This is a genomic window from Halomonas sp. BMC6, assembly GCF_964204995.1.
Classification (GTDB): domain Bacteria; phylum Pseudomonadota; class Gammaproteobacteria; order Pseudomonadales; family Halomonadaceae; genus Vreelandella.
In genome coordinates this window covers 548,055-569,208 of the sequence record NZ_CAXNSH010000001.1, presented here as the reverse complement: position 1 = coordinate 569,208, position 21,154 = coordinate 548,055, and the positions used below count along the sequence as shown (strand labels likewise).

The window sequence follows — 21,154 nt, the reverse complement described above, 5'->3', positions numbered from 1 at the left end:
CGTTACGCTTCCCGCCGGTAAATCAGATCCCACACGCCGTGGCCAAGCTTTTCGCCGCGGGCCTCAAACTTGGTGAGCGGGCGGAAGGCCGGGCGGGGCACGTAAGGCGCGGTCTCGGCGGTGGCGGTGTTGGCGTAGCCGGGGGCGGCTTCCATCACTTCCGCCATCCACTCGGCGTAGGCTTCCCAGTCGGTGGCCATGTGGAACGTGCCGCCGGGCTTGAGGCGTGTGCGAATCAGCTCCACGAACGCAGGCTGCACGATGCGCCGCTTATGGTGCTTCTTCTTCGGCCACGGGTCGGGGAAGAACAGCTGCAGCGTGGTCAGCGAGCCTTCGGGCAGGCACTGCTCCAGTACCGCTAGGGCGTCTTCACGGTAAACGCGCAGGTTGGTCAGGCCGCGTTTATCCACTTCATCGAGCAGTTTACCAACGCCGGGGGCGTGCACCTCAATACCGATAAAATCGGTATCGGGATAAGTTTCAGCCTGCTCAATCAGCGAGTTACCCATGCCAAAGCCAATTTCCACCACGCGGGGGGCGTGGCGGCCAAACAGGGCGTCTAAATCCTGGCGACCATCGGCAATGGTCAGCCCCAGGCGCGGCCATACGTCTTCCAGGCCGCGTTGTTGGGCTTGGGTCATGCGCCCGGCGCGAATCACGTAGCTTTTAATGCCGCGGCGGTGCAGCGGCGCATCGGCACTTTCGGGGCCAGTGGTGTTGCTCTCGGGCGCGGTGTCGTTCGTATCGGTCATGGTGTCTCTGTATCAGCCGTTGATTCGGCCTGCAAAAGGCGAAGAGGGGTCGGCGCTTTGGCGGCGCGGCATGCGGCCTGCCAAGAACGCATCGCGGCCAGCCTCGACGGCGAGCTTCATGGCGTTGGCCATGCGCAGCGGGTCGCGGGCGTGGGCAATGGCGCTGTTGAGCAGCACGCCGTCGCAGCCAAGCTCCATGGCCATGGCGGCATCGGAGGCCGTGCCAATGCCTGCATCCACCAGCACCGGCACGCTGCTCTGTTCTACGATGAGGCGAACGTTATGCGGGTTTTGAATGCCGTGGCCCGAGCCAATCAATGAGCCCAGCGGCATGATGGCGCAGCAGCCCATGGCTTCCAGCTCGCGTGCCACAATCGGGTCATCGCTGGTGTACACCATCACGTCGAAACCGTCGGCCAGCAGTGTCTCGGCCGCTTTTAGCGTCTCGACCACGTTGGGGTAGAGCGTATGGTCATCGCCGAGCACTTCCAGCTTGACGAGGTTGTGGCCGTCCAGCAGTTCGCGGGCCAAGCGGCAGGTGCGCACGGCATCTTTGGCGTTGTAGCAGCCAGCGGTATTGGGCAGCAGGGTGTACTGCTTGGGCGAGATAACGTCGAGCAGGTTCGGCGCATCGGCATCTTGGCCAAGGTTGGTACGGCGCACGGCAAAGGTGACGATTTCGGCACCGCTCTGGGCAATGGCCGCACCGGTTTCGGTAAAGTCTTTGTACTTGCCGGTACCCACTAACAGGCGGGAGCTAAAATCACGTCCGGCAATGGTGAACGGTGTATCAGTCAGTTGCGTCATAGCGATTCCTTGAAAAAGCACCGGCAGCTAGCCGCCGCCAATGGCGTGGACCACTTCGATCTGGTCGCCTGCGGCCAGCGGGGTCGCGGCCAGTTGGCTCTTGGGCACAATCTGTTCGTTGATTTCGACAGCGATACGACGCCCGCCCAGGCCAAGTTGCTCGACCAAGTCGGCAGCGGTGAGGCCAGCGGTCATGGCGTAGGGTTCGCCGTTGAGCGTAAGCTGTATCGACTCATTGGGGGTAGACATAAACAGTAAGCACCCTGGTGGATGAGGCAAAACGGCCTCTATTGTAGCGGTTTCGATCCGTGCAAGGTATGCAGCGGAGTGAATATCTCAATGATTAACGGGGTGGCGATGCGCCGCCAACATGGGTGAAAAGGAGTCAGGCGTGCAGCGAATCGACAAGCTGTGGTGGTGTGTGGTGGCGCTTTTAGGAGCAACCATGGTGATGCTGGGGGCTTACGCCGCCCACGGGTTAGCGGCACGCACCAGCGCTGCGATAGTGGATATCGTGGAAACCGGCGTGCGCTACCAAGCGTGGCACACGCTGGCTATGCTGGCGGTACTGGCTTGGCGCAGCCACCGTCCGCTCCCTGGTCAGCAGGTCGTACTCGCCTTATGGGCGTTAGGTGTGCTGGCCTTTGCCGGTTCGCTCTACCTGATGGCGCTGGCCGGGTTGAGCGTAGGTATCGTGACACCGATCGGCGGGCTTCTACTGATGGCCGGTTGGCTGGCCCTGGGCGTCACGGCGCTGCTAAGCCGCTCTTAATCGACGCTAGCCCAGTAGCATGCGCAGCGGCATCCACAGGCCCATGCCGATCATCACCAGGTTTTCGGTGAGCGACACAAAGCCGAGGGGTACGTTGCTGTTGCCACCCACGCAGGCGCACTTGAGTTCGCGCTTGTCGATGTATACCGCTTTAAACACCGATACTGCGCCCACGGTGCCGACGAACAGCGCCAGCGGCGCGGCCACCCAAATCAGCGTGCCCGCCAGCATCAACAGCCCGGCGGCGGTTTCGGCGTAGGGGTAAGCGTAGCTATAGGGCACGTAGCGTTGGGCGAGCAGGTCGTAGTTGAGAAACATGGTGCTGAAGCTTTCGATGTCTTGCAGCTTCTGCAGGCCCAGCAGCACCATCGCGGTCGCTACGGCAAACTCTGGCATGCGCGCCGTGAGCAGCGTGCCCTGGGTCGCCCAGCTCATCGCCAGGCCTATCAATAGCGCGACGGCAAAAATGGCCAGCACCGGGCGGTAGGTAGTCTCATTGGCATTGGGAACGCTCATACCCAAGTGTTCGCGCACGTCTTCGTAGCCGCCAATCCGCTCGCCATCGATATATACCTGCGGCGTGGTATCGACATCTTCCTGTGCCTTGAATGCGTCGACGTCGTCACGGCTGGTGAGAGTATGGTCATCCACCGCGTAGCCTTTGCGTTTGAGCAAGTCGACGGTCTTCAAGCCGAACGGGCACATGTGCTCGGCGGTTTTCATCCGATACACCTGTGCGGTGTGGTGGGTCGTTGCTGCCATGGTTAGCCTCCTTGTCGTCTTGGGGTCAACGTCCACCCTTTAGCGTAGAACCCAGTGCCGCCCATAGGTCAAACGAGAGTGAGAGGCTGTTGTTTGGGTCTTGACCTATAGGTAGCCCCTAGGTTGTAAGCTTTGTAAAAGACGTTGTCATAGGAGAGCGATATGAAACGACATGCCACGGCGCTGCTGGTATCTGGTGCCTTGATGTTCGGCGCTGCGACTGCCCACGCTGCGCTGCCCGATGAGGCGACGCTGTATAAAAACCCGCAATGCGGCTGCTGCGATGAGTACGCGCGTCATCTTGAAGCGCTGGGCGTAGACGTCACCATTATTGATGATGTCGAGCTGGGTGATATCAAACAGCAGGCGGGCGTGCCTTACGGCATGGGCTCGTGCCACACCATCGAGATAGGCAACTACTGGATCGAAGGGCACGTGCCGATGGAGTCGGTTGAGGCACTGTTTGACCAGCAGCCTGAGGTCGATGGCATCGGCTTAGCCGGTATGCCGATTGGCACACCGGGCATGCCTGGGCCCCAGAGCGAGCCTTATCACGTGTATATGTTCAGCAATCAAGACGCCCAGCCGTTCATGACGCTGTAGGAGAAGAGGCACCATTGCGTCGCGTAAACGCTGCTGCGGGTGCTGGCTTGCCAAAGAAGTAGCCCTGATACACATGGCACCCTAAGCGCGCCAGCACCGTACACTGATCGTTGGTTTCCACGCCCTCGGCAATCACGTCTAGCCCCAGGCTCTCTGCCAGGGCGATGATGGTGGCGGCGATCGGCGTTGCCTGCATGTCCAGAGTCAAATCCCTGACGAAAGCGATGTCGATTTTGAGCGTGTCCAGCGGCAGCGATTTGAGATATGCCAGCGACGAGTAGCCGGTGCCAAAATCATCCAGCGCAAAGCGAATGCCCAGTTGCCGCAGTCGGCGCATCTTGTCGATGGTGCCTTCCGGGTCGCTCATCAGCAGCGATTCGGTCAGCTCCAGCGTCAAACGCTCAGGCGGGGCGCCGGTCGCGCGCAGCGTGGTGGTGACCTGCTCGACAAAATCGGGCTGCTGGAACTGACGCACGCTCACGTTAAGCGAGAGCTTTAAATGGCGCAGGCGTGGGTCGTGCTGCCACTCGCCGAGCAGACGGCAGCCCTCTTTTAACACCCAAGCACCCAGGGGCAAAATGAGTCCGGTTTGCTCGGCGATGGGAATAAAGCGCCCCGGTGAGATCATCCCCTGATGTGGGTGGTGCCAGCGTACCAGGGCTTCGGCACCGATGACGTCGTGGTGCGTATCTACCTGGGCTTGAAGATGCAGGCTAAGCGCACCGCTATCGATCGCCAGGCGCAGCTCACGCTCCAGCGTAATATCTTCTTCGAGTTTCTGCTCCAGCTCCGAACAGAAGCGCTTGGGCACGCCGTCTCGCTGGCGCTTGGCTTCCAACAGTGCCAGCCCGGCGCGTTTGAACAGCTGCCCGACGCTCTCAATCTCACGAGGGCAGAAAATCAGCATGCCCACGTTGATGTTGCAAGGGTAGGTGTGCCCGTGAAGCTGATAATCGGCCACCAGCGTCGCCAGTACCTGCTCGATATGCTGGTACGCCCGCCGTTCGGCGGTGGCTTGATCCGTGGCGGTGAACGTGGACAACAGCGCAAATTCATTACCATCCAAGCGGGCTGCCATCACCTCCTGTCCGGGCTGCTGCTGCAAGCGGCTGCCGAGCTGTCGTAACAGCTCGTCGCCGATATCCTGGCCCATACTGTCGTTCAGCACTTTGAAACGGTTGACGTCCAACAGCGCTAGCACCGAGTAGTGGCCCTGATGACGGCTATCCTGCAGGTGTGTCGTCAAATACTCCTGAAGTGCCAAGCGGTTTGGCAAGCCGGTGAGCATGTCATGGTAAGCCAGATAGCGAATCCGCTGCTGCGCGTTTTGCTCGTCGGTGCGGTCGCTGATCAGGGCCACGTAATCCCGATCTTTACTGTGGGCATAGTTCACGCGGCTGATGCTGAGCCATGCCGGGTACTCATCGCCATTCGTGCGCAGCGCCGTGATCATGCCGCTCCACTCCCCTTCTGCCACCAGTGCGTGGTGAATGGTGGGGGTGAGCGTCTGGCTATCTTTGGCGTAGGGCACTTGGGTGATATCGGCATCGACGAGCTGCGCGTGGGTCATGCCCGTCAGTTTCTCAAAGGCGCCGTTACACAGCCGAATGCGGGCGCTATCATCGAACAGCACCACGCCATCCTGAAGAGCGGCAATCACTTCCAGTAGACGCCGTTGCGTCATATGGCCGTGGCGCTCGCTGTCTTCCAGGCGGCGCTGGATTTTAATCGCCAGCACCGTCAGCAGCGCGGCAAAAACGGCTGCCCCGCTGATCACAAAAATAAGCCACTGGGAGCCCTCTATGTGGGCGTGCTCGGCGGCATCGCTCATGGGCACGAACCAGGCAGCCTGCATGGCCACGTAGTGCATGCCACTGACGGCGAGCGAAATACACAGCGCAGATATGAACGCGTACCGCTGATAGCGCGCTTTGCCGTTTTCAAGACGGCATAAGCGGTAAGCATAGGCACTCAAAATGCCCAGCCCAACGGCAACGACCAACGAGGCTAAAAATAGATCCAGCGCATAGTAGAGCGTGGCGGGCATACGCATGGCGGCCATGCCGCTATAGTGCATCACGCCAATCCCCAGCCCCAGGCTCGTGCCCGCGAGAGTCAGCGTGCGGTGCGAGAGCTTCTCGCGACAGAGCAGCGTCATGGCCACCAAGATACCGACGATGGCGGGCACAACGGAAAGCAGTGTTAATAGATGGCCGTGGCTAACGTGAAACGCCAGCCGGTAGGCGTGCATGCCGACGAAATGCATGCTCCAGACGCCCGCGCCCATTACGCTGGCCCCCGCGGCGAGCCAAGTGCTGCGCCAGAGCGACGACGAGGTGCTCCCGACGAGACGAATAATTTCCAAGCTGGCATAAGATGCCGCCAGAGCAACTAGCCAGGAGAGTATCACCAGGAGAACATCGTGCTTTCCTTGCAAAGCACTCAGCGCCTGCGGATCCAGTAATAGGTTGGGCAGTAACATTCATCGATCGCTGTGTGGCAGTGGCATGCACACACTACTCTATAATGTTTATTAAATGGTTTCTTTGATAATCGAATGAGCGCTTAAACGCTAAAAGCAGGCAAGCGCGTCTGGCGTATCGATATCGAACAGAGTGCCCGCGTCGTCGACGTCATGCGTATGGTAGTGGGATGGGTGGCGCTGAATCAGCGACTTAGCGCCCGTTTCGCCTCGTAAATGCGCTAGTTCCGGCCAAAAAGCCCGGCCAAACAGCACCGGGTGGCCGGGCTGCCCGCCGTAGCGCGGCCGCCAGATGGTATCGCGGGTGGCCTGCTGCTGCAGTGCCCGCAGCGTCGCGGGGTGAATACGCGGCATATCGCCTAGCAGTACCGCCACCGCCTTACTGTCGTTCAGGCGGCAATCACCGCCTAGCGCCGCCACCGCTTCGGCCAAACTGGCGCCCAACCCCAGGTGCGGTTGGCGCAGCCGAATCAGCGGCGTGCTGGCAGCCAAGCCAAGCTGAAACGCGTCGTCCTCCTCACGAATCGCGACCCGTACCTGGCTAAACGCCTGCTCGGTGCGCGCAACGGTGGTGGCCAACAGCGTTCGACCATCGGCAAGACGCTCCTGGCGCTTATCGGCCTCGCCATAGCGCCGCGAGTAGCCTGCCGCCATTATCAGGGCGACGACGTGGTTAGCGCTCATGGCGATTAAAGCTCATCCACGGCCTTACCGTGCTGCACCCGTACGATATCCGCCATGACCGCCAGGGCGATCTCTGCCGGTGTTTTACTGCCCAGCGCCAGGCCAATGGGCATATGCAGGCGCTTCACCTGCGCTTGGGTGAGCCCGCCGGAGCGTATCAGCCGCTCTGCTCGGGCGGTGGAGGTGCGTTGAGAGCCCATCACGCCAATGTAGAACGCGGGGGTACGTACGGCTTCCATCATGGCCAAGTCATCGATGCGCGGGTCATGAGTGAGCGCCACCACTGCCGTCGCCCCATGGCAAGCGCCGGAGGCGATGTGTTGGGACGGCAGCTGTGCCTTAACCAACGCGCCGGGCACGGAGAACTGCGCACAGGCGGTGGCGTCCGGGTCGCAGACGATCACCTCGAACCCGAGCGTGACGGCAAAGGCCGCACAGGGGGCGGTAATGGCGGAGATACCCGCAATAATTAACCGCCTGGCGGGGGCAACGCGCAGGTAGATGCGCTCGGATTCCCCCTGCACCTGCTCACGGTAAACTCGCGGGCCAAGCGAGGCATCCTCGTGAAAGCCAACGCGCCCGCTGGGGAGGTCGACATGGCGCACCAGCGGCTGCTGGCCGTCTAGCGTCGCCAGCAGCGTAGTAAGATGCGCTTCGGTGGCTTGGGTGGCGGGCAGGCGCTCAATCAGTACTTCTAGGATACCGCCGCAGGGCAGCGTCACGTTAGCCCCTTGAACGTCGTACGGGTCGCCATAGCGGATGACCGTCACCGGGCGCTCAAACGCCCCCTCTTTGACGCGCTGGAGAAAGTCCTCCTCTACACAGCCCCCGGACAGCGAACCAATGGCTTCTCCTGCTTCGTTCACTGCCATCCAGGAGCCCGGCTCGCGAGGAGAGGAGCCAAAGGTAGCCAGCACCGTGCAGAGCCAAAAAGAGCTGCCCTGCTGGCACCACGCCAGGGCGTTTTCAATCACCTGTCGATCCAAGTGTTGCATCAATGTCGCGTCCTTTCGTGAGTCACCCTGCCCGCTTAGCGCGGGTCGTTGCGCTAAGCGTAGCGCAGCCGCTTGGTACGCGTCAGGTCGCTGCCGCCGATTTATGTCTATGCTGAAGGGGCGAGACCGTCGATAAGCAACAGCAATGAGCAGGGAAGGCACCGATTTATGAACGCTTCAAATAGCGCTGAGCAGCGCCGCGATCAGGCACCGCAAGAAGTGCCTCGCTCAACCGTGACGCTGGTGGTGAATGGCACCCAGCACACCTTAACGCTCGATAACCGCACCACGCTGCTGGATACCCTGCGGGAACATCTAGCGCTCACCGGCTCCAAAAAAGGCTGTGACCACGGCCAGTGTGGCGCCTGCACCGTGTCGGTGAATGGCGAACGCATCAACGCGTGTCTCACCCTGGCAGTGATGCACGAAGGTGACGAGATCACCACCATCGAAGGCCTGGGCACGGTAGAGCAGCTAGACCCTATGCAGCAGGCGTTCGTGGATAACGATGCCTTTCAATGCGGCTACTGCACGCCGGGGCAGATCTGTTCGGCCAACGCCGTACTGCAGGAGATCGCCGCCAATATTCCCAGCCATGTCACGGCGGATCTCACCGCGCCTATCGAGATCACCGATGCCGAGATTCGCGAGCGGATGTCGGGCAACCTCTGCCGCTGCGGCGCTTACGCCAACATCCTCAAGGCCATTACCCAGGTTGCCAAGGAGCGCGCATGAGAGCCTTTTCCTACGAGCGGGCGGCTAGCCCCGCCGAAGCAGCGGCCCGCGCGGCCGAGGTGCCGGGCGCTAAATTCATTGCTGGCGGCACCAACCTGCTGGATTTAATGAAGCACGAGATCGAAACCCCGCTGCACCTGATCGATGTGCGCGGCACGGGGTTGAACGCCATTACGGCTACGGAAGAAGGCGGCCTGCGCGTGGGGGCGATGGTCAGCAATAGCACCCTGGCGGCCGACCCACGCGTGCGCGAAGCCTATGGCGTGTTGAGCCGGGCGCTGGTGGCGGGGGCGTCTGGCCAGCTGCGCAACAAAGCCACCACCGGCGGTAACCTGCTGCAGCGCACGCGCTGCCCCTACTTTTACGATACAGCCATGCCGTGCAATAAGCGCTCACCGGGCGCTGGCTGCGCGGCGCTGGGAAAAGGCGCGACCACTCGGCAGCTCGGCGTGATTGGTACCTCTGATGCGTGCATTGCCACGCACCCCTCCGATATGGCGGTGGCGCTACAAGCGCTGGATGCCCGCGTGGAAACCGTTACCCCCGAGGGCGAGACCCGCAGCCTGACACTAGATGCGTTCTACCAGCTGCCCGGCGATACCCCCGAGGTAGAAAACGTCCTGGCCAAGGGCGAGATGATTACCGGGGTGGTGCTGCCCGCGCCGATGGAAGGGCGCCATGCCTACTTCAAGGTGCGCGACCGCTCTTCGTACGCCTTTGCGCTGGTCTCAGTGGCGCTGATTCACGCCCCGGACGGCACGGGGCGCGTGGCGCTGGGCGGTATGGCCCCCCGGCCCTGGCGGCGCGATGCGGCGGATGCAGCGCTGCCCCAAGGCGCAGCCGCAGTGATGGCTGAGCTGCTGGACGGTGCCCGCCCGACTGAAGAGAACGCCTACAAGCTGACCCTGGCAGAGCGAACGCTCGCCGCGCTGCTGGCCGAGGAGTAACCGATGGATTTCAATCAATCGACCGACGATAACCTGTTTGACCGCGCCCGTATTGTCGGCAAGCCCCATGTGCGCATCGATGGCGCGCTCAAAGTGACCGGCCAAGCCCCCTACGCCTACGAGCGCCATGACGTAGCGGCCCACCAGCTGGTGGGCTACCCGCTATGTGCCACCATCGCCAAAGGGCGCATTATCCACATGGATGCCACGGCCGCCCGCGCCGCGCCTGGGGTGGCCGCGGTGGTCACCACTCTAGAAATAGAACCGCTGGCGCAGGCCAAAAGCAACGTGGCGCGCCTGTTTGGTGGCGATACCGTTGCCCACTACCATCAAGCCATTGCCGTGGTGGTGGCCGACACTTTAGAGCAGGCGCGAAGTGCTGCCGCGCTGATTGAAGTGCGCTACCAAGAAGAGCAAGGCGTGTTTGATTTAGACGCCGCCTGGGAGCAGCAAACACCCGACGAGCCGCTCTCTGATGTGGGCGATGTGGACGGAGCCTTTAAAAGCGCAGCGGTAACGCTGGATGAAGTCTACCGCACGGCCTCCCAAAGCCACGCGATGATGGAGCCTCATGCTTCCATCGTTGATTGGTCGGATGGCGGGAAAATGACGGTTTGGACCTCCAACCAGATGATAGCCTGGACCCGCAAAGCGCTGGCCACCACCTTTGCGATTGACCTCGAGACCATTCGTCTAGAGAGCCCCTATGTGGGCGGCGGCTTTGGCGGCAAGCTCTGGCTGCGGGCAGATACCGTGCTGGCCGCGCTCGGCTCTAGGGCGGCTGGGCGGCCGGTTAAGCTCGCGCTACCGCGCCCTCTGGTGTTCAACAACGCCACCCACCGCTCCGGCACTGTTCAGCGCCTGCGTATCGCCGCCGATGCCGAGGGCAGGATTACCGCCTTCGACCACTCAGCGTTCTCCCATACACTGCCCGGCGGCAGCGGTGAGAATCCGGTCAACCAAACCCGCGCCTTTTACGCCGGTGCAAGCCGCCGCGTGGCCCACACGGCTATCGAGATGGACCTGCCTGAGTCGGCGGATATGCGCGCCCCCGGCGAAGCCTCCGGCCTTGCCGCGTTAGAAATCGCCATGGACGAAATGGCCGAGAAACTGGGCATGGACCCGGTGGAATTCCGCATCCTCAACGATACCCAGGTCGACCCGGAAGACCCCAGCAAGCCGTTTAGCGACCGCCACTACGTAGAGTGCCTGCAAAAAGGGGCCGAGGCGTTTGGCTGGGAGGCGCGTAACCGCACCCCAGGCGGCCAGCGGGAAGGGCAGTGGCTGATCGGCCACGGCATGGCCGGGGCTTATCGCGGCGCGCCCACCATGGATTCCGGTGCCCGGGTACGCTTGCAGGCTGGGCGTTTGGTAGTGGAAACCGATATGACCGATATCGGCACCGGCTCGTACACGATTATTGCCCAAACCGCCGCGGAAGCCATGGGGTTGACGCTAGAGGACGTGGAGGTACGGCTGGGCAACAGCGACTACCCGGTCTCGTCGGGTTCCGGCGGGCAGTTCGGTGCCGCCAGCGCCACCGCCGGTGTTTACGCGGCCTGCCTGAAGCTACAAGAGGAGATTGCCCAGCGCCTTGGTATGAACTCGCCGAGGTTTGAACAGGGCCGAGTGATCGCAGGCACCACCGAGGTGGCGCTTGCGGAGGTGGCTGATGGCGAAGAGCTGGTGGCAGAAGACACCATCCACTTTGGCGACTTCAAAGACACGCTGCAAATCGGCACCTTCGCGGCGCACTTTGTTGAAGTGGCCGTACACGCCCATACCGGCGAAACCCGTGTGCGCCGTATGCTGGCGGTGTGCGACGCAGGGCGGATCCTCAACCCGGTCACGGCGCGCAGCCAAGTGATTGGGGGGATGACCATGGGCGTGGGCAGTGCCTTGATGGAGGGGCTCACCCCCGATGTGGAGCGCGGCTTTTTCGTCAACCACGACCTCGCCAGTTACGAGGTGGCGGTGCATGCGGACATTCCCGAGCAGGAGGTGATTTTTTTGGATACCACCGACGCCGCCTCGACGCCGCTTAAAGCCAAGGGCGTGGGGGAGCTGGGCATCTGTGGCGTCGCGGCGGCCGTGGCCAACGCGATCTATAACGCCACCGGCATTCGCGTACGGGACTACCCGATGACGCTGGATCGACTGATTGACCAGCTCCCCAAAGTGAGTTGAGCGCGTTAAGGCGTGAACGACGGCGCTATTTGGCAGCTTAGGTGTTATCCGGCAGCGCATAGCTAGCGGTGACATGCACCACGGGGCGCGTGTCATCGCTGGCGGAAAAGATTTGCACTTCGCCCACCGCCAAGCGTCGGCCCAGCTTGATTAGCTTGGCGTGGGCGATGATGTCGTGGTCACCGGAGGCTGCGCGTAAAAAGTGGCAGTTTAAATCGCTGGTCACGGCCATCGCTTCGGGGCCTATTTGGGCGAGTATCGCCACGTACAGCGCTACATCGGCAAAGCCCATCATGGTAGGGCCGGAAACGCGAGGGCCAGGGCGCAGGTGCTCATGGCCAATGCTTAGGCGCATGGTGGCGCGCATCTCTCCAACGCTCACTATCTTGCCCATCCGCTGGGGAAAGACCTCATCCAGGAAGTGCTCAATCTGCTCGGCGGTCATCACGGTCATTGTTGTTATTCCTCGCTATTTTTTTTATAGGCACGGGCCGGATGCTGCAGGCAGGTCTTAGATAGGTGGCTGCCCGCAGTACCACCTTGCTTTTACGTTAACGTAAGCCAGCATAAATAAAAAAGCCCCAAGGCGCGAGCCTTGGGGCTGTGGGCTATTAAGCGATAGGGCTTACTTAGCCTTGTGTACCTGACGCCATGCGTGCAGGAGCGGCTCGGTGTAGCCAGACGGCTGTACGCGGCCCTTGAACACCAGGTCAGAGGCAGCTTTGAACGCGGTAGAGCCTTCAAAGTCGGCGCTCATGGCGGTGTACGTGGGGTCGCCAGCGTTCTGCTCATCAACCACTTTCGCCATGCGCTTGAGGGTTTCCTCAACGCGGGGCGCATCGACGATGCCATGGTGCAGCCAGTTGGCAATGTGCTGGCTGGAGATACGCAGCGTGGCGCGGTCTTCCATCAGGCCGACGTTGTGAATATCCGGCACTTTCGAGCAGCCGACACCGTGTTCCACCCAGCGCACCACGTAACCCAGAATGCCCTGGCAGTTGTTATCCAGCTCTTGCTGAATCTCTTCCTCTGACCAGTTGGCGTTTTCCGCTACCGGCACGGTGAGCAGGTCGTCTAGGAAGTCCGGCTCGCCCTGGGCTTCCAGCTCGCGCTGAACATCGGCCACGTTCACCTGATGGTAGTGCAGGGCGTGCAGGGCAGCAGCGGTGGGGGAAGGTACCCACGCAGTGTTGGCACCGGCTTTCGGGTGGCCAATCTTCTGCTCCAGCATGTTGTGCATCAGGTCTGGCATGGCCCACATGCCTTTACCAATCTGGGCGCGGCCGCGCAGGCCACAGGCCAACCCAACCTGCACGTTGTTTTTCTCGTAGGCAGTGATCCACGCGGCGCTCTTCATATCGCCTTTGCGAACCATCGGGCCTGCTTCCATGGCGGTGTGCATCTCATCGCCGGTACGATCCAGGAAGCCGGTGTTGATGAAGACTACGCGCGAGGTCGCTTCGGCAATACACGCTTTGAGGTTGACCGTGGTGCGACGCTCTTCGTCCATGATGCCCATTTTCAGGGTGTCACGGCTCATGCCCAGGATGTCTTCGACGCGGCCAAACAGCTCATTGGCGAAGGCGACTTCTTTCGGGCCGTGCATCTTCGGCTTGACGATATACACCGAGCCTGCGCGGGAGTTGCGCGGCTGGTCGGCGTCTTTCTTTAGGTCGTGCAGGGCCAGCAGCGAGGTGACCACCGCGTCCAGAATGCCTTCCGGCAGTTCGTTGCCGTTTTCGTCCAGCACCGCAGGCGTGGTCATCAGGTGGCCCACGTTGCGCACGAACATCAGCGAGCGGCCCGGCAGTGTGACGGTGTTGCCGTCAGTGGTTTGCCAAGTGCGGTCGGCGTGCAGCTTACGGGTGAAGGTTTTGCCGCCTTTTTCGATGTTCTCTTCCAGGTCGCCCTTCATCAGGCCGAGCCAGTTGCTGTACACACCGACTTTATCTTCAGAATCCACCGCCGCGACGGAGTCTTCGCAGTCCATGATGGCGGTCAGCGCGGCTTCAACCACGACGTCTTTGACGTGCGCCGGATCGGTCTTGCCGATGGGGTGGTTGGCATCGACCTGGATCTCCAGGTGCAGACCGTTGTTGGCCAGCAGAATCGATTCGGGAGCGGAGGCGTCGCCGTTAAAGCCAATCAGTTTGCCAGCGTCTTTCAGACCGGTTTCACGACCGCCTTCCAGGCTGACGACCAAGTGGCCGTCGCGGATGGCGTACTTCACCGCATCCCGGTGAGAACCAGTGGCCAGCGGGGCGGCACGGTCCAGCACGCCACGGGCGTAAGCGATGACTTTTTCGCCGCGTTTCGGGTTGAAGCTGGTGCCTTTTTCCGCGTCGTCCTCTTCGGAGATGGCGTCGGTGCCATACAGCGCGTCGTACAGGCTGCCCCAGCGGGCGTTGGCCGCGTTCAGGGCGTAGCGGGCGTTGCTCACCGGTACCACCAACTGCGGGCCTGCTTGCGTGGCGACTTCGCGGTCAACATTGGCCGTGGTGGCTTTCACGCTATTCGGCGCGTCTACCAAATAGCCCGCTTCTTTCAGGAAGCTGCGGTAGGCGGGCATGTCGCTGACCGGGCCGGGGTTTTCACGGTGCCAAGCGTCCAGCTTCTCTTGCAGCGTGTCGCGCTCTTCGAGCAGCTGGCGGTTTTTCGGGGTCAAATCGTGAAACAGAGCATCGACACCGGCCCAGAAGGCGCTTTCGTCGACGCCGGTGCCTGGCAGAGCCTGCTCGTTGATGAAACGATCTAGGTCGGCTGCCACCTGTAAACGGTGACGCGTGATACGCTCGTTCATGGGGTTCTCCTGTGAAGGTGCCCGTGGTTGATTAGAGTGCCACGGTCAGGGTAAATGGTGATTTATGGAAAATACTTCCACACCTGCGCGGGCATGTAAACAGCGTAGACCCTAAAGCGGTAAAATGCTCGACCAAATGATAAGAGCGGGCGCCACCGCCGCTGTTATTTTGTGCTGTTACTCAGCCCATGGAAGTGTGGTGTTCACGGAGAGACGTTGATGCATAATTTCCAACACTTGGAAGGTCTGTTTCGGCAGGCGCAAGGTGAGACATCGCTCTCCCGTTTGACCCCGGGCGATGCGCTCACGGAAGCTGTGCATGACTACTTTCGCCACTACGGCTTAGAGGCGCTGCTCAACGACACCCGCGACGTGCACGCCGGGTTTATCGATACCGGACGGTTCGCGCTGTGGTGCCAAGTGTGGAGCCCGCCCGCACCCACCGGCACGGCCTTCGTCATCCACGGCTATTTTGATCATCTAGGCTTGTACCGCCACCTGCTTCGATGCCTGCTGGCGAAAGGCTGGCGCGTGGTGCTCTGGGATTTGCCGGGTCACGGGCTCTCCAGCGGCCCTCGGGCGGAAATCGAAGATTTCGACGATTACCAGCACTGCCTGGCACACCTCCAGGAGACGCTGCAAACTTTAGACATGGCACCAACACCGTGGCTGGGCGTGGGCCAAAGCACTGGCGCGGCGATTCTCGCCACCGATGCGCTCACCCGCCGCGACACGGCCGGCTGGGCAGGCATTGTGCTGTTGGCACCGCTGGTACGCCCCTGGCGCTGGAGCCAGGCCAGCTGGCTGCATTTAATCGCCAGCCCCTTTGTAAAAGAGCTGCCGCGCAAGTATCGCCCCAACTCCACCGACGAGCAGTTCACCGCCTTTCTACGCGACCAGGACCCGCTACAGCCAGAACGCTTAAGCGTGGCCTGGATCACCGCCATGCGCCGCTGGATGCCGCGCCTATTGGCGCTTGCGCCCAACCCGCTGCCCACGCTCATTCTGCAAGGCGAGCAGGACCTGACCGTGGACTGGGAGTGGAACCTTGCCATTCTGGCGGAAAAATTCCCCAATGCGGAGATTCACCGTCACCCGGAAGCGCGCCACCACTTGGTGAACGAAGCCGAGCCGATTCGCCAAGTGCTGTTCGAAGCGCTCGACCACTTTGTCGACAACGTGCATGAAACCCCATCAAAGGAGAAGCCATGACCACCCCCACATCCCCAAAAGTCCTGGTGTTTGCGGGTAGCGCCCGGGAAGGTTCGCTCAATAAACGCCTCGCAAAATACGCCGCCCAGCGCATCGAGGCGTTAGGCGGCAAGGCCACGTTTATCGATTTAAAAGAGTATCCCTGTCCGCTGTTCGATGAAGATATCGAAGCGCAGGGGATGCCGGAGAACGTGCTGAAACTGCGTGAGATCTTGGCGGACCACCAGGCGCTAATGATCGCTTCGCCGGAGTACAACGGCTTTATCACGCCGCTGCTGAAAAATACCCTGGACTGGCTTTCGCGCCCCTACGGGGACACGCCGGGCTTGGGGCTCTTTGCCGGTAAGTGGGCGGCGCTCGTCGCCGCTTCCCCCGGTGGCTTGGGCGGCATTCGCGCGCTACCGCTGGGCCAGCAGTTACTGGCTAACTTGAGCCTCACCGTGCTGCCCCAGCCGCTGTCGCTCCCCAAAGCAGGCAGCGCTTTTAACGACAGCGGCGCGCTGCACGACGAGGCCACAGGCCAAAAGCTGGATGCGCTGTGCCAACGCTTAGTCGATTCTCTCACGGCGACACACGCCAAATGACGAAGGGGGCTTATGCCCCCTTCAACAGCCGATCCAACTGCCGGTAGCCGATGGCTTCGATAAAGTGCGGCTGGGAGGGTTTGGGCTCGCCCTGCAGGTCGGCCAGCGTGAGGGCAACGCGTAGCACGCGGTGGTAGGCGCGGGCGGAGAGCTTGAGCTTTTCTAGCACGCCTGCCAGCCAGGCGCGCTCTTCATCATTGAGGGCGCAGGCGGCTTCCAGCGCTTTACCGCTGAGCTGGCTGTTGAGCGCGCCCCGGGTCATTTGCCGCTCCCGAGCCGCCATCACCCGCTCACGCACCGCGCTGGAGGGTTCGCCCTGAGTTTGTGCGGTGAGCTGCTCTGGTGGCAGCGCGGGCACTTCCACTTGCAGGTCAATACGATCCAACAGCGGGCCAGAGAGACGTGCTTGATAGCGCTGAATTTGGCTGGCGCTGCACTGGCAGCGCTGGCGTGGGTCGCCCAGATGCCCGCAGGGGCAAGGGTTCATCGCGGCAACGAGCTGAAATTGAGCAGGGTACCGCCGCTCATGGCTAGCGCGAGACAGATGTATTTCCCCTGTTTCCAGCGGTTGGCGTAATACTTCCAAAACGTTGCGGGAAAACTCCGGCAGCTCATCCAAAAAAAGCACGCCGTGGTGCGCTAATGAAATTTCACCCGGTTTGGGTTTTGAGCCGCCGCCGACCAGCGCGGCGGCGCTAGCACTGTGGTGGGGTTGGCGGAAGGGCCGCTGGCCCCAGTCGGCTTCCAGTGCCAAGCCACATACCGAGCGCACTGCCGCCACCTGTAGCGCATCATCCTCTGACAGCGGCGGCAAAATGCCGGGTAAGCGGCTGGCGAGCATGGTTTTGCCGGTGCCGGGTGGGCCTGCGAGCAATAGGTTATGGCCTCCTGCAGCAGCGACCTCTAACGCCCGGCGGGCCTGATGCTGGCCGCGCACGTCGGCTAAGTCCGCCATGGGGGCGGTGGATTTGACGGAGGCTGAGAGCTGGTGGGGCGGAATTTTCTCCTGGCCCAGCAAGTGAGCCACCACTTGCCAGAGAGAGTCGGCGGGCAGCACCGGTAAATCGCCTGCCAGAGCCGCTTCATCGGCGCAGGCGCGGGGCACAATCAGCGCTTTGTTGGCGCGCCGAGTGGCCAGCGCAAACGGCAATACGCCGGGTACCGCGCGCAGTTTGCCATCCAGGGCCAGTTCGCCCGCGCACTCCATACCTTCCAGCGCATCCACCGGGATTTGACCCGAGGCCGCGAGAATGCCCAGCGCAATGGGTAAATCAAAGCGGCCACCCTCTTTGGGAAGATCCGCCGGGGCGAGGTTGAGGGTGATGCGTTTGGTGTTGGGGAAATCAAAACCCGCGTTGATCAAGGCACTGCGCACCCGTTCGCGGCTCTCTTTCACGGCGGTTTCCGGCAACCCCACCAGGGTTAACCCCGGCAAACCGTTGGCTAAGTGAACCTCTACATGTACCGCCGGTGCTTCCAACCCCACGCCTGCCCGCGTGGCCACAATCGCTAGTGTCATGGCGCTCCCTCGCAACGTCTATCAATCGGCTCACTCAGTTTAATGAGCTATCTCGTTGGCTAAGCCTACTTTATGTCAGGCCTTGTGCGCTACTCAGGTGGTCAGGCTGATGGCGGGCTAGTCAGCGTGATGGGCATTCAACGCGCTGGTGAGTTCGCGGGCAAAGCGCTGAGCGGAGGGCAGTGCACCAAAGCTCCAAACTGGCGGCAGGCGCAGCAGTCGGCCGTTCTGCACGTTGGGTAAGTGCTGCCAGAGGCCGCTCCCTTCCAACTGCTCTTCCACGCCTGCGGGGAGTGGGTCAACGATGACCAGCGTGGCATCGGGGTAGCGTGCCAGCGCTTCGATACCGGCCAGTGAAAACCCCCAGGCGTTGGTGGGTTGGTCCCAGGCATTGGGCAGCTCAAGCTGCTCTAGCACGGCGTTATAGAGGCTGTTCTCGCCAAACACCCGTACATGCCGGGCATCCATAAACTGCACCATCAGCAGTGGGGGCGAGTCGTTGTGCTGGCGGCGCAGCTCGGCCATCAGCTGTTCGGTGCTCTCAATCAGCGCCTCGGCCTCGGCGTTGCGGTCGGTGAGCTCGCCCAGTTGGCGGGTGAGGCTCTGCATCTCCTGCCACGTGTCAGTGCCCGGTGAGTAGAGGGCGAAGGTACCCACCGGGGCGATTTTCTCCAGTCGGGGAATTAGCCCGGTAAACATAGGCGAGAGCAGTGTTTGTTCGGGGGGCGATTGGGCCAGCAGCTCGAAGTTGGGCTGGGTGCGCAGGCCAATATCCATCACATGCTCGGGAATGCGCGGCTCGCCCACCCAGTCGTGGTAGGCCGGTTGCTGTGCGATACCGCTGACCGGCGCGTCAATGGCGAGCAGCGTTTCGGCAATGGTCCAGTCGATGGTGGCCCACTGGGCGTGGCTGGCGGTAGACAACAGCAGGCCAGCCGCAAGCAGGCTGCGGCGAGCCAGGATAAGCAGTCGGGGGAAACAGCGCATGAGGTTAGTACCTAGCAATAAGCGCCTTATTTAAACGAGTCTGTTTATCAATTGCAAATAGAAACACCCAGGCATGCACCGGGCGCGTGCGCCTGGGTGTGGTCGCTGCTTAGAATCGGTAATGAACGCTGGCGGTGACGCCGCGTTCGGCACCGAAATAGCAGTACTCCAGTGAGTTACACGACGCCACATACTCTTTATCCAGAGCGTTGTGCACATTCAGGCGTGTTTCGACGCCATTGAGGCCTGCTTGGCTCCAGTCGTAGCCCAGCGTGGCGTCAACGAGGGTGTAGTCCGGCACGGTGGCGGTGTTGGCGCGGTCAGCGGCAATGTCAGCGTAGTGGCGCACGCCCACGCCGATATCCACACCGCTTAGCCAACCCTTCTGCACGGCATAGTGGCCCCACAGCTGTACTTGATGACGGGGGGAGTAAATGGCGTTATTGCCCTGGTTACCGTCGTCGCTCTTGGCGTAAGTAATGTCGGTAAAGCTGTAACCTGCCTGAAGTGAGAGCGCCTTGGTGAGCTGCGTTTGGGCTTCCAGTTCGATGCCTTGCGACTCAATCTCGCCTACGGCACGGTAAGGGTCGGTAGGCTGCTCTTTGGTGGCCACGTTCTCCTGGCTAATGTGGAACAGCGCTGCGCTGTACTGCTGCTGTTCGTTGGGCTGGTATTTCACGCCGGTTTCCCACTGTGCGCCCTCCATGGGAGCGAGCAGGTCGCCGTTGGCATCGACGAAGCTGGTGGGGGTAAAGGCCGTCGAGTAGCTGACGTAGGGGGCAATGCCGTTATCGAACAGGTACACCACCCCAGCGCGGCCGCTAAATTGGGTGTCACTCAACGCGCTGGTAGCGCCGCTGTCGCGATTGGTGTTGTCGATATTTACCCAGTCAAAGCGCCCGCCTAGCGTCACGCGCCAGTTATTGACGGTGATCTGATCCTGAAGGTAGACGCCGGTTTGCTCCAGCTCGTGGTTCTCCCGGATGGGCGCGTAGAACGCCAGCGGCTCGCTGCCGTAAACCGGGTTGAAGGCATCCAACGAGGGGAACGCGCCGGAAGGCCAGGCAACCTCGTTCTCGCGTTGCTGGTAATCCGCTCCCAGCAGCAGGGTGTGCTCCATGAAGCCGTTGGTCAGGCGGGCTTCTAACTGATTATCCACCGTTAAGGCCTGAAGCGATTCCTCGCTGCCGGAGTAGTAGCGGGCCAGTGCGTTTGAGGTCGGCGATGCCCAGCCAAAGCCGTACACCTGATTCAGCGTGACGTCTGAATTGAGATAGCGCAGCAGTTGGCGGGCGGATACGCGGTCGTTAAAGCGGTGCTCAAGGGTATAGCCGAGCATGCGCTGGGTGCGCTTATAGGCGTCGTAATCGGCTTCGCCATCGAAGAAGTTATTGCTTATTTGGCGACCATTGCGAGCGATCACCGCGCCTTCATAAGGCACGCCGGAGTGGTAGCCGCCTTCTGGCTCATCCTGAAGATACGCTTCGACGGTCAGGCTGGTGGCGTCGGTCATGTCCCAGGTCAGCCGTGGCGCAATGGCGTAGCGCTCCTCTTCGGCTGGGCCAAACTGGGTATCGGCGGCGCTGGCGATGCCGGTGAGGCGAAACGCAACGCGCTGCTCTTCCCCCAGCGGGCCAGTGAGATCAAACGCAGCGCTGCGCTGATCATTATTACCGACCCTAACGCGCAGCTCGCCGCCCGGCTCGAATTCAGGACGTTTGCTGTTGAGGGCCACCACGCCGCCCGGTGAGGCGCGGCCATACAGCACGGATGCAGGGCCGCGCACCACTTCGATGCTGTCTAAAAACCAGGGGTCGATGCGCATGCTGCTATGGGAGTTGGCGTCGCCCATCACCTTCAAGCCATCTAAAAAAGTGTTGCTCAAGCTGCCATCGGAGAAGCCTCTTAAGACCAAGTAATCAAAACGGTTGGAAGCTCCTATTTGATTGCTGTACACGCCGGGGGTGTAGTCGGTGGCGCGCTGTACGGTACTGACGCCGCGTTGCGACATCTGCGTTTCGGTGATGGTCGAAATACTCTGTGGGGTTTCGATAAAGGGCGTGGCCACTTTGGTGGCTGCCTGCTGGGCAGTCACGGTGACGGTGGCTAAGTCAGTGTTTGGCTGTGCCGCCGCAGGCGTTGCCAACGCAACGAGCAGCGCGCTGCTCAAAGGCGCCCATAAGAAGGAGCGATGGGTAGAGGCCATAAGTGATCCTGGGAGGAAGTGGAATCAGTATTATTAAGCAATGATAATTATTGCTTTTTATGGCGTCGTAAAGGTATGCGCCGTGCCAAGCCTGCTATGCGCGCTGACATGTTTGTACAC

At 61.4% G+C, this 21,154-nt stretch carries 19 protein-coding genes; 7 read left to right on the top strand and 12 right to left on the bottom strand.

Annotated features, from left to right (window positions below; all coding sequences use genetic code 11):
• Positions 1 to 2: 2 nt before the first annotated feature.
• Genes trmB through thiS form a run of 3 tightly spaced genes read right to left on the bottom strand, consistent with a single transcriptional unit; the run spans position 3 to position 1,808 of the window.
• The gene (trmB, locus tag AB6K10_RS02600; protein ID WP_339117943.1) at positions 3 to 752 is read right to left on the bottom strand and encodes a tRNA (guanosine(46)-N7)-methyltransferase TrmB; all 750 of its coding nucleotides are present in this window, start codon (positions 750 to 752) and stop codon (positions 3 to 5) included.
• A 12-nt stretch (positions 753 to 764) separates the two neighbouring features.
• Positions 765 to 1,559, bottom strand: a complete 795-nt coding sequence (locus tag AB6K10_RS02595; protein ID WP_044629869.1) for a thiazole synthase — start codon at positions 1,557 to 1,559, stop codon at positions 765 to 767.
• 27 nt (positions 1,560 to 1,586) lie between these two features.
• Positions 1,587 to 1,808 (bottom strand): sulfur carrier protein ThiS, encoded by a 222-nt coding sequence (gene thiS / locus AB6K10_RS02590; RefSeq protein WP_153843523.1) that lies wholly within the window; start codon positions 1,806 to 1,808, stop codon positions 1,587 to 1,589.
• Between the two features lie 142 nt (positions 1,809 to 1,950).
• On the opposite strand from thiS, the gene AB6K10_RS02585 reads away from it, so the two are divergent.
• Positions 1,951 to 2,331, top strand: a complete 381-nt coding sequence (locus AB6K10_RS02585) for a DUF423 domain-containing protein (protein ID WP_339117942.1) — start codon at positions 1,951 to 1,953, stop codon at positions 2,329 to 2,331.
• A 6-nt stretch (positions 2,332 to 2,337) separates the two neighbouring features.
• On the opposite strand, the gene AB6K10_RS02580 is transcribed toward AB6K10_RS02585, so the two are convergent.
• On the bottom strand, positions 2,338 to 3,093 hold the full coding sequence (locus AB6K10_RS02580; protein WP_339117941.1) for a MauE/DoxX family redox-associated membrane protein: 756 nt from the start codon (positions 3,091 to 3,093) through the stop codon (positions 2,338 to 2,340).
• Positions 3,094 to 3,255: 162 nt separating this feature from the next.
• Between AB6K10_RS02580 and AB6K10_RS02575 the strand changes: the two genes are divergently transcribed.
• A complete protein-coding gene (locus tag AB6K10_RS02575) occupies positions 3,256 to 3,696 on the top strand; it encodes a DUF411 domain-containing protein (protein ID WP_339117940.1) in 441 nt (146 codons plus the stop codon).
• Here AB6K10_RS02575 and AB6K10_RS02570 read toward each other — a convergent pair.
• The 3 genes from AB6K10_RS02570 to AB6K10_RS02560 all read right to left on the bottom strand — a co-directional run bounded on the left by AB6K10_RS02570 (position 3,683) and on the right by AB6K10_RS02560 (position 7,857).
• The gene (locus AB6K10_RS02570; RefSeq protein ID WP_339117939.1) at positions 3,683 to 6,178 is read right to left on the bottom strand and encodes an EAL domain-containing protein; all 2,496 of its coding nucleotides are present in this window, start codon (positions 6,176 to 6,178) and stop codon (positions 3,683 to 3,685) included. The genes AB6K10_RS02575 and AB6K10_RS02570 overlap by 14 nt on opposite strands.
• Positions 6,179 to 6,268: 90 nt before the next feature.
• Positions 6,269 to 6,862, bottom strand: a complete 594-nt coding sequence (locus tag AB6K10_RS02565) for a nucleotidyltransferase family protein (protein ID WP_339117938.1) — start codon at positions 6,860 to 6,862, stop codon at positions 6,269 to 6,271.
• A 5-nt stretch (positions 6,863 to 6,867) separates the two neighbouring features.
• A complete protein-coding gene (locus AB6K10_RS02560) occupies positions 6,868 to 7,857 on the bottom strand; it encodes an XdhC family protein (RefSeq protein ID WP_339117937.1) in 990 nt (329 codons plus the stop codon).
• 168 nt (positions 7,858 to 8,025) lie between these two features.
• Between AB6K10_RS02560 and AB6K10_RS02555 the strand changes: the two genes are divergently transcribed.
• Genes AB6K10_RS02555 through paoC form a run of 3 tightly spaced genes read left to right on the top strand, consistent with a single transcriptional unit; the run spans position 8,026 to position 11,726 of the window.
• On the top strand, positions 8,026 to 8,592 hold the full coding sequence (locus AB6K10_RS02555) for a 2Fe-2S iron-sulfur cluster-binding protein (RefSeq protein WP_159343518.1): 567 nt from the start codon (positions 8,026 to 8,028) through the stop codon (positions 8,590 to 8,592).
• Positions 8,589 to 9,539: a xanthine dehydrogenase family protein subunit M gene (locus AB6K10_RS02550; RefSeq protein ID WP_339117936.1), complete on the top strand. Its 951-nt coding sequence runs from the start codon at positions 8,589 to 8,591 to the stop codon at positions 9,537 to 9,539. Before AB6K10_RS02555 ends, AB6K10_RS02550 begins: the two co-directional genes overlap by 4 nt.
• A gap of 3 nt (positions 9,540 to 9,542) precedes the next feature.
• The gene (gene paoC, locus AB6K10_RS02545) at positions 9,543 to 11,726 is read left to right on the top strand and encodes an aldehyde oxidoreductase molybdenum-binding subunit PaoC (RefSeq protein WP_339117935.1); all 2,184 of its coding nucleotides are present in this window, start codon (positions 9,543 to 9,545) and stop codon (positions 11,724 to 11,726) included.
• Between the two features lie 37 nt (positions 11,727 to 11,763).
• Here paoC and AB6K10_RS02540 read toward each other — a convergent pair whose 3' ends face one another.
• Both AB6K10_RS02540 and AB6K10_RS02535 read right to left on the bottom strand, forming a co-directional pair.
• Positions 11,764 to 12,180: a PaaI family thioesterase gene (locus AB6K10_RS02540; protein ID WP_159343515.1), complete on the bottom strand. Its 417-nt coding sequence runs from the start codon at positions 12,178 to 12,180 to the stop codon at positions 11,764 to 11,766.
• 171 nt (positions 12,181 to 12,351) lie between these two features.
• The gene (locus AB6K10_RS02535; protein ID WP_339117934.1) at positions 12,352 to 14,526 is read right to left on the bottom strand and encodes a malate synthase G; all 2,175 of its coding nucleotides are present in this window, start codon (positions 14,524 to 14,526) and stop codon (positions 12,352 to 12,354) included.
• A gap of 219 nt (positions 14,527 to 14,745) precedes the next feature.
• Here AB6K10_RS02535 and AB6K10_RS02530 point away from each other — a divergent pair, with 219 nt between their 5' ends.
• Together AB6K10_RS02530 and AB6K10_RS02525 are read left to right on the top strand one after the other, a co-directional pair.
• Entirely contained in the window at positions 14,746 to 15,738 is a 993-nt protein-coding gene (locus AB6K10_RS02530) for an alpha/beta hydrolase (RefSeq protein ID WP_339117933.1), read from the top strand.
• Positions 15,735 to 16,322, top strand: a complete 588-nt coding sequence (locus AB6K10_RS02525) for an NAD(P)H-dependent oxidoreductase (RefSeq protein ID WP_339117932.1) — start codon at positions 15,735 to 15,737, stop codon at positions 16,320 to 16,322. The genes AB6K10_RS02530 and AB6K10_RS02525 overlap by 4 nt, the downstream gene beginning before the upstream one ends.
• Positions 16,323 to 16,332: 10 nt before the next feature.
• Here the strand turns inward: AB6K10_RS02525 and AB6K10_RS02520 are convergent, their stop codons facing one another.
• The 3 genes from AB6K10_RS02520 to AB6K10_RS02510 form a co-directional block, all read right to left on the bottom strand.
• Entirely contained in the window at positions 16,333 to 17,841 is a 1,509-nt protein-coding gene (locus AB6K10_RS02520; protein WP_159343511.1) for a YifB family Mg chelatase-like AAA ATPase, read from the bottom strand.
• A 117-nt stretch (positions 17,842 to 17,958) separates the two neighbouring features.
• Entirely contained in the window at positions 17,959 to 18,828 is an 870-nt protein-coding gene (locus AB6K10_RS02515; RefSeq protein WP_339117931.1) for an ABC transporter substrate-binding protein, read from the bottom strand.
• A gap of 109 nt (positions 18,829 to 18,937) precedes the next feature.
• Positions 18,938 to 21,034 carry a TonB-dependent siderophore receptor gene (locus AB6K10_RS02510; protein ID WP_339117930.1) on the bottom strand — a complete coding sequence of 699 codons (2,097 nt, stop codon included), beginning with the start codon at positions 21,032 to 21,034 and terminating at the stop codon, positions 18,938 to 18,940.
• Positions 21,035 to 21,154 lie beyond the last annotated feature (120 nt).

Coding starts and splice junctions, on each gene's coding strand:
- AB6K10_RS02530 (WP_339117933.1), top strand. CDS start 14,746: ATGCATAATTTCCAACACTTGGAAGGTCTGTTTCGGCAGGCGCAAGGT.
- AB6K10_RS02570 (WP_339117939.1), bottom strand. CDS start 6,178: ATGTTACTGCCCAACCTATTACTGGATCCGCAGGCGCTGAGTGCTTTG.
- AB6K10_RS02525 (WP_339117932.1), top strand. CDS start 15,735: ATGACCACCCCCACATCCCCAAAAGTCCTGGTGTTTGCGGGTAGCGCC.
- AB6K10_RS02580 (WP_339117941.1), bottom strand. CDS start 3,093: ATGGCAGCAACGACCCACCACACCGCACAGGTGTATCGGATGAAAACC.
- AB6K10_RS02595 (WP_044629869.1), bottom strand. CDS start 1,559: ATGACGCAACTGACTGATACACCGTTCACCATTGCCGGACGTGATTTT.
- AB6K10_RS02555 (WP_159343518.1), top strand. CDS start 8,026: ATGAACGCTTCAAATAGCGCTGAGCAGCGCCGCGATCAGGCACCGCAA.
- AB6K10_RS02535 (WP_339117934.1), bottom strand. CDS start 14,526: ATGAACGAGCGTATCACGCGTCACCGTTTACAGGTGGCAGCCGACCTA.
- AB6K10_RS02565 (WP_339117938.1), bottom strand. CDS start 6,862: ATGAGCGCTAACCACGTCGTCGCCCTGATAATGGCGGCAGGCTACTCG.
- AB6K10_RS02515 (WP_339117931.1), bottom strand. CDS start 18,828: ATGCGCTGTTTCCCCCGACTGCTTATCCTGGCTCGCCGCAGCCTGCTT.
- AB6K10_RS02550 (WP_339117936.1), top strand. CDS start 8,589: ATGAGAGCCTTTTCCTACGAGCGGGCGGCTAGCCCCGCCGAAGCAGCG.
- paoC (WP_339117935.1), top strand. CDS start 9,543: ATGGATTTCAATCAATCGACCGACGATAACCTGTTTGACCGCGCCCGT.
- AB6K10_RS02575 (WP_339117940.1), top strand. CDS start 3,256: ATGAAACGACATGCCACGGCGCTGCTGGTATCTGGTGCCTTGATGTTC.
- AB6K10_RS02510 (WP_339117930.1), bottom strand. CDS start 21,034: ATGGCCTCTACCCATCGCTCCTTCTTATGGGCGCCTTTGAGCAGCGCG.
- trmB (WP_339117943.1), bottom strand. CDS start 752: ATGACCGATACGAACGACACCGCGCCCGAGAGCAACACCACTGGCCCC.
- AB6K10_RS02540 (WP_159343515.1), bottom strand. CDS start 12,180: ATGACCGTGATGACCGCCGAGCAGATTGAGCACTTCCTGGATGAGGTC.
- AB6K10_RS02560 (WP_339117937.1), bottom strand. CDS start 7,857: ATGCAACACTTGGATCGACAGGTGATTGAAAACGCCCTGGCGTGGTGC.
- thiS (WP_153843523.1), bottom strand. CDS start 1,808: ATGTCTACCCCCAATGAGTCGATACAGCTTACGCTCAACGGCGAACCC.
- AB6K10_RS02520 (WP_159343511.1), bottom strand. CDS start 17,841: ATGACACTAGCGATTGTGGCCACGCGGGCAGGCGTGGGGTTGGAAGCA.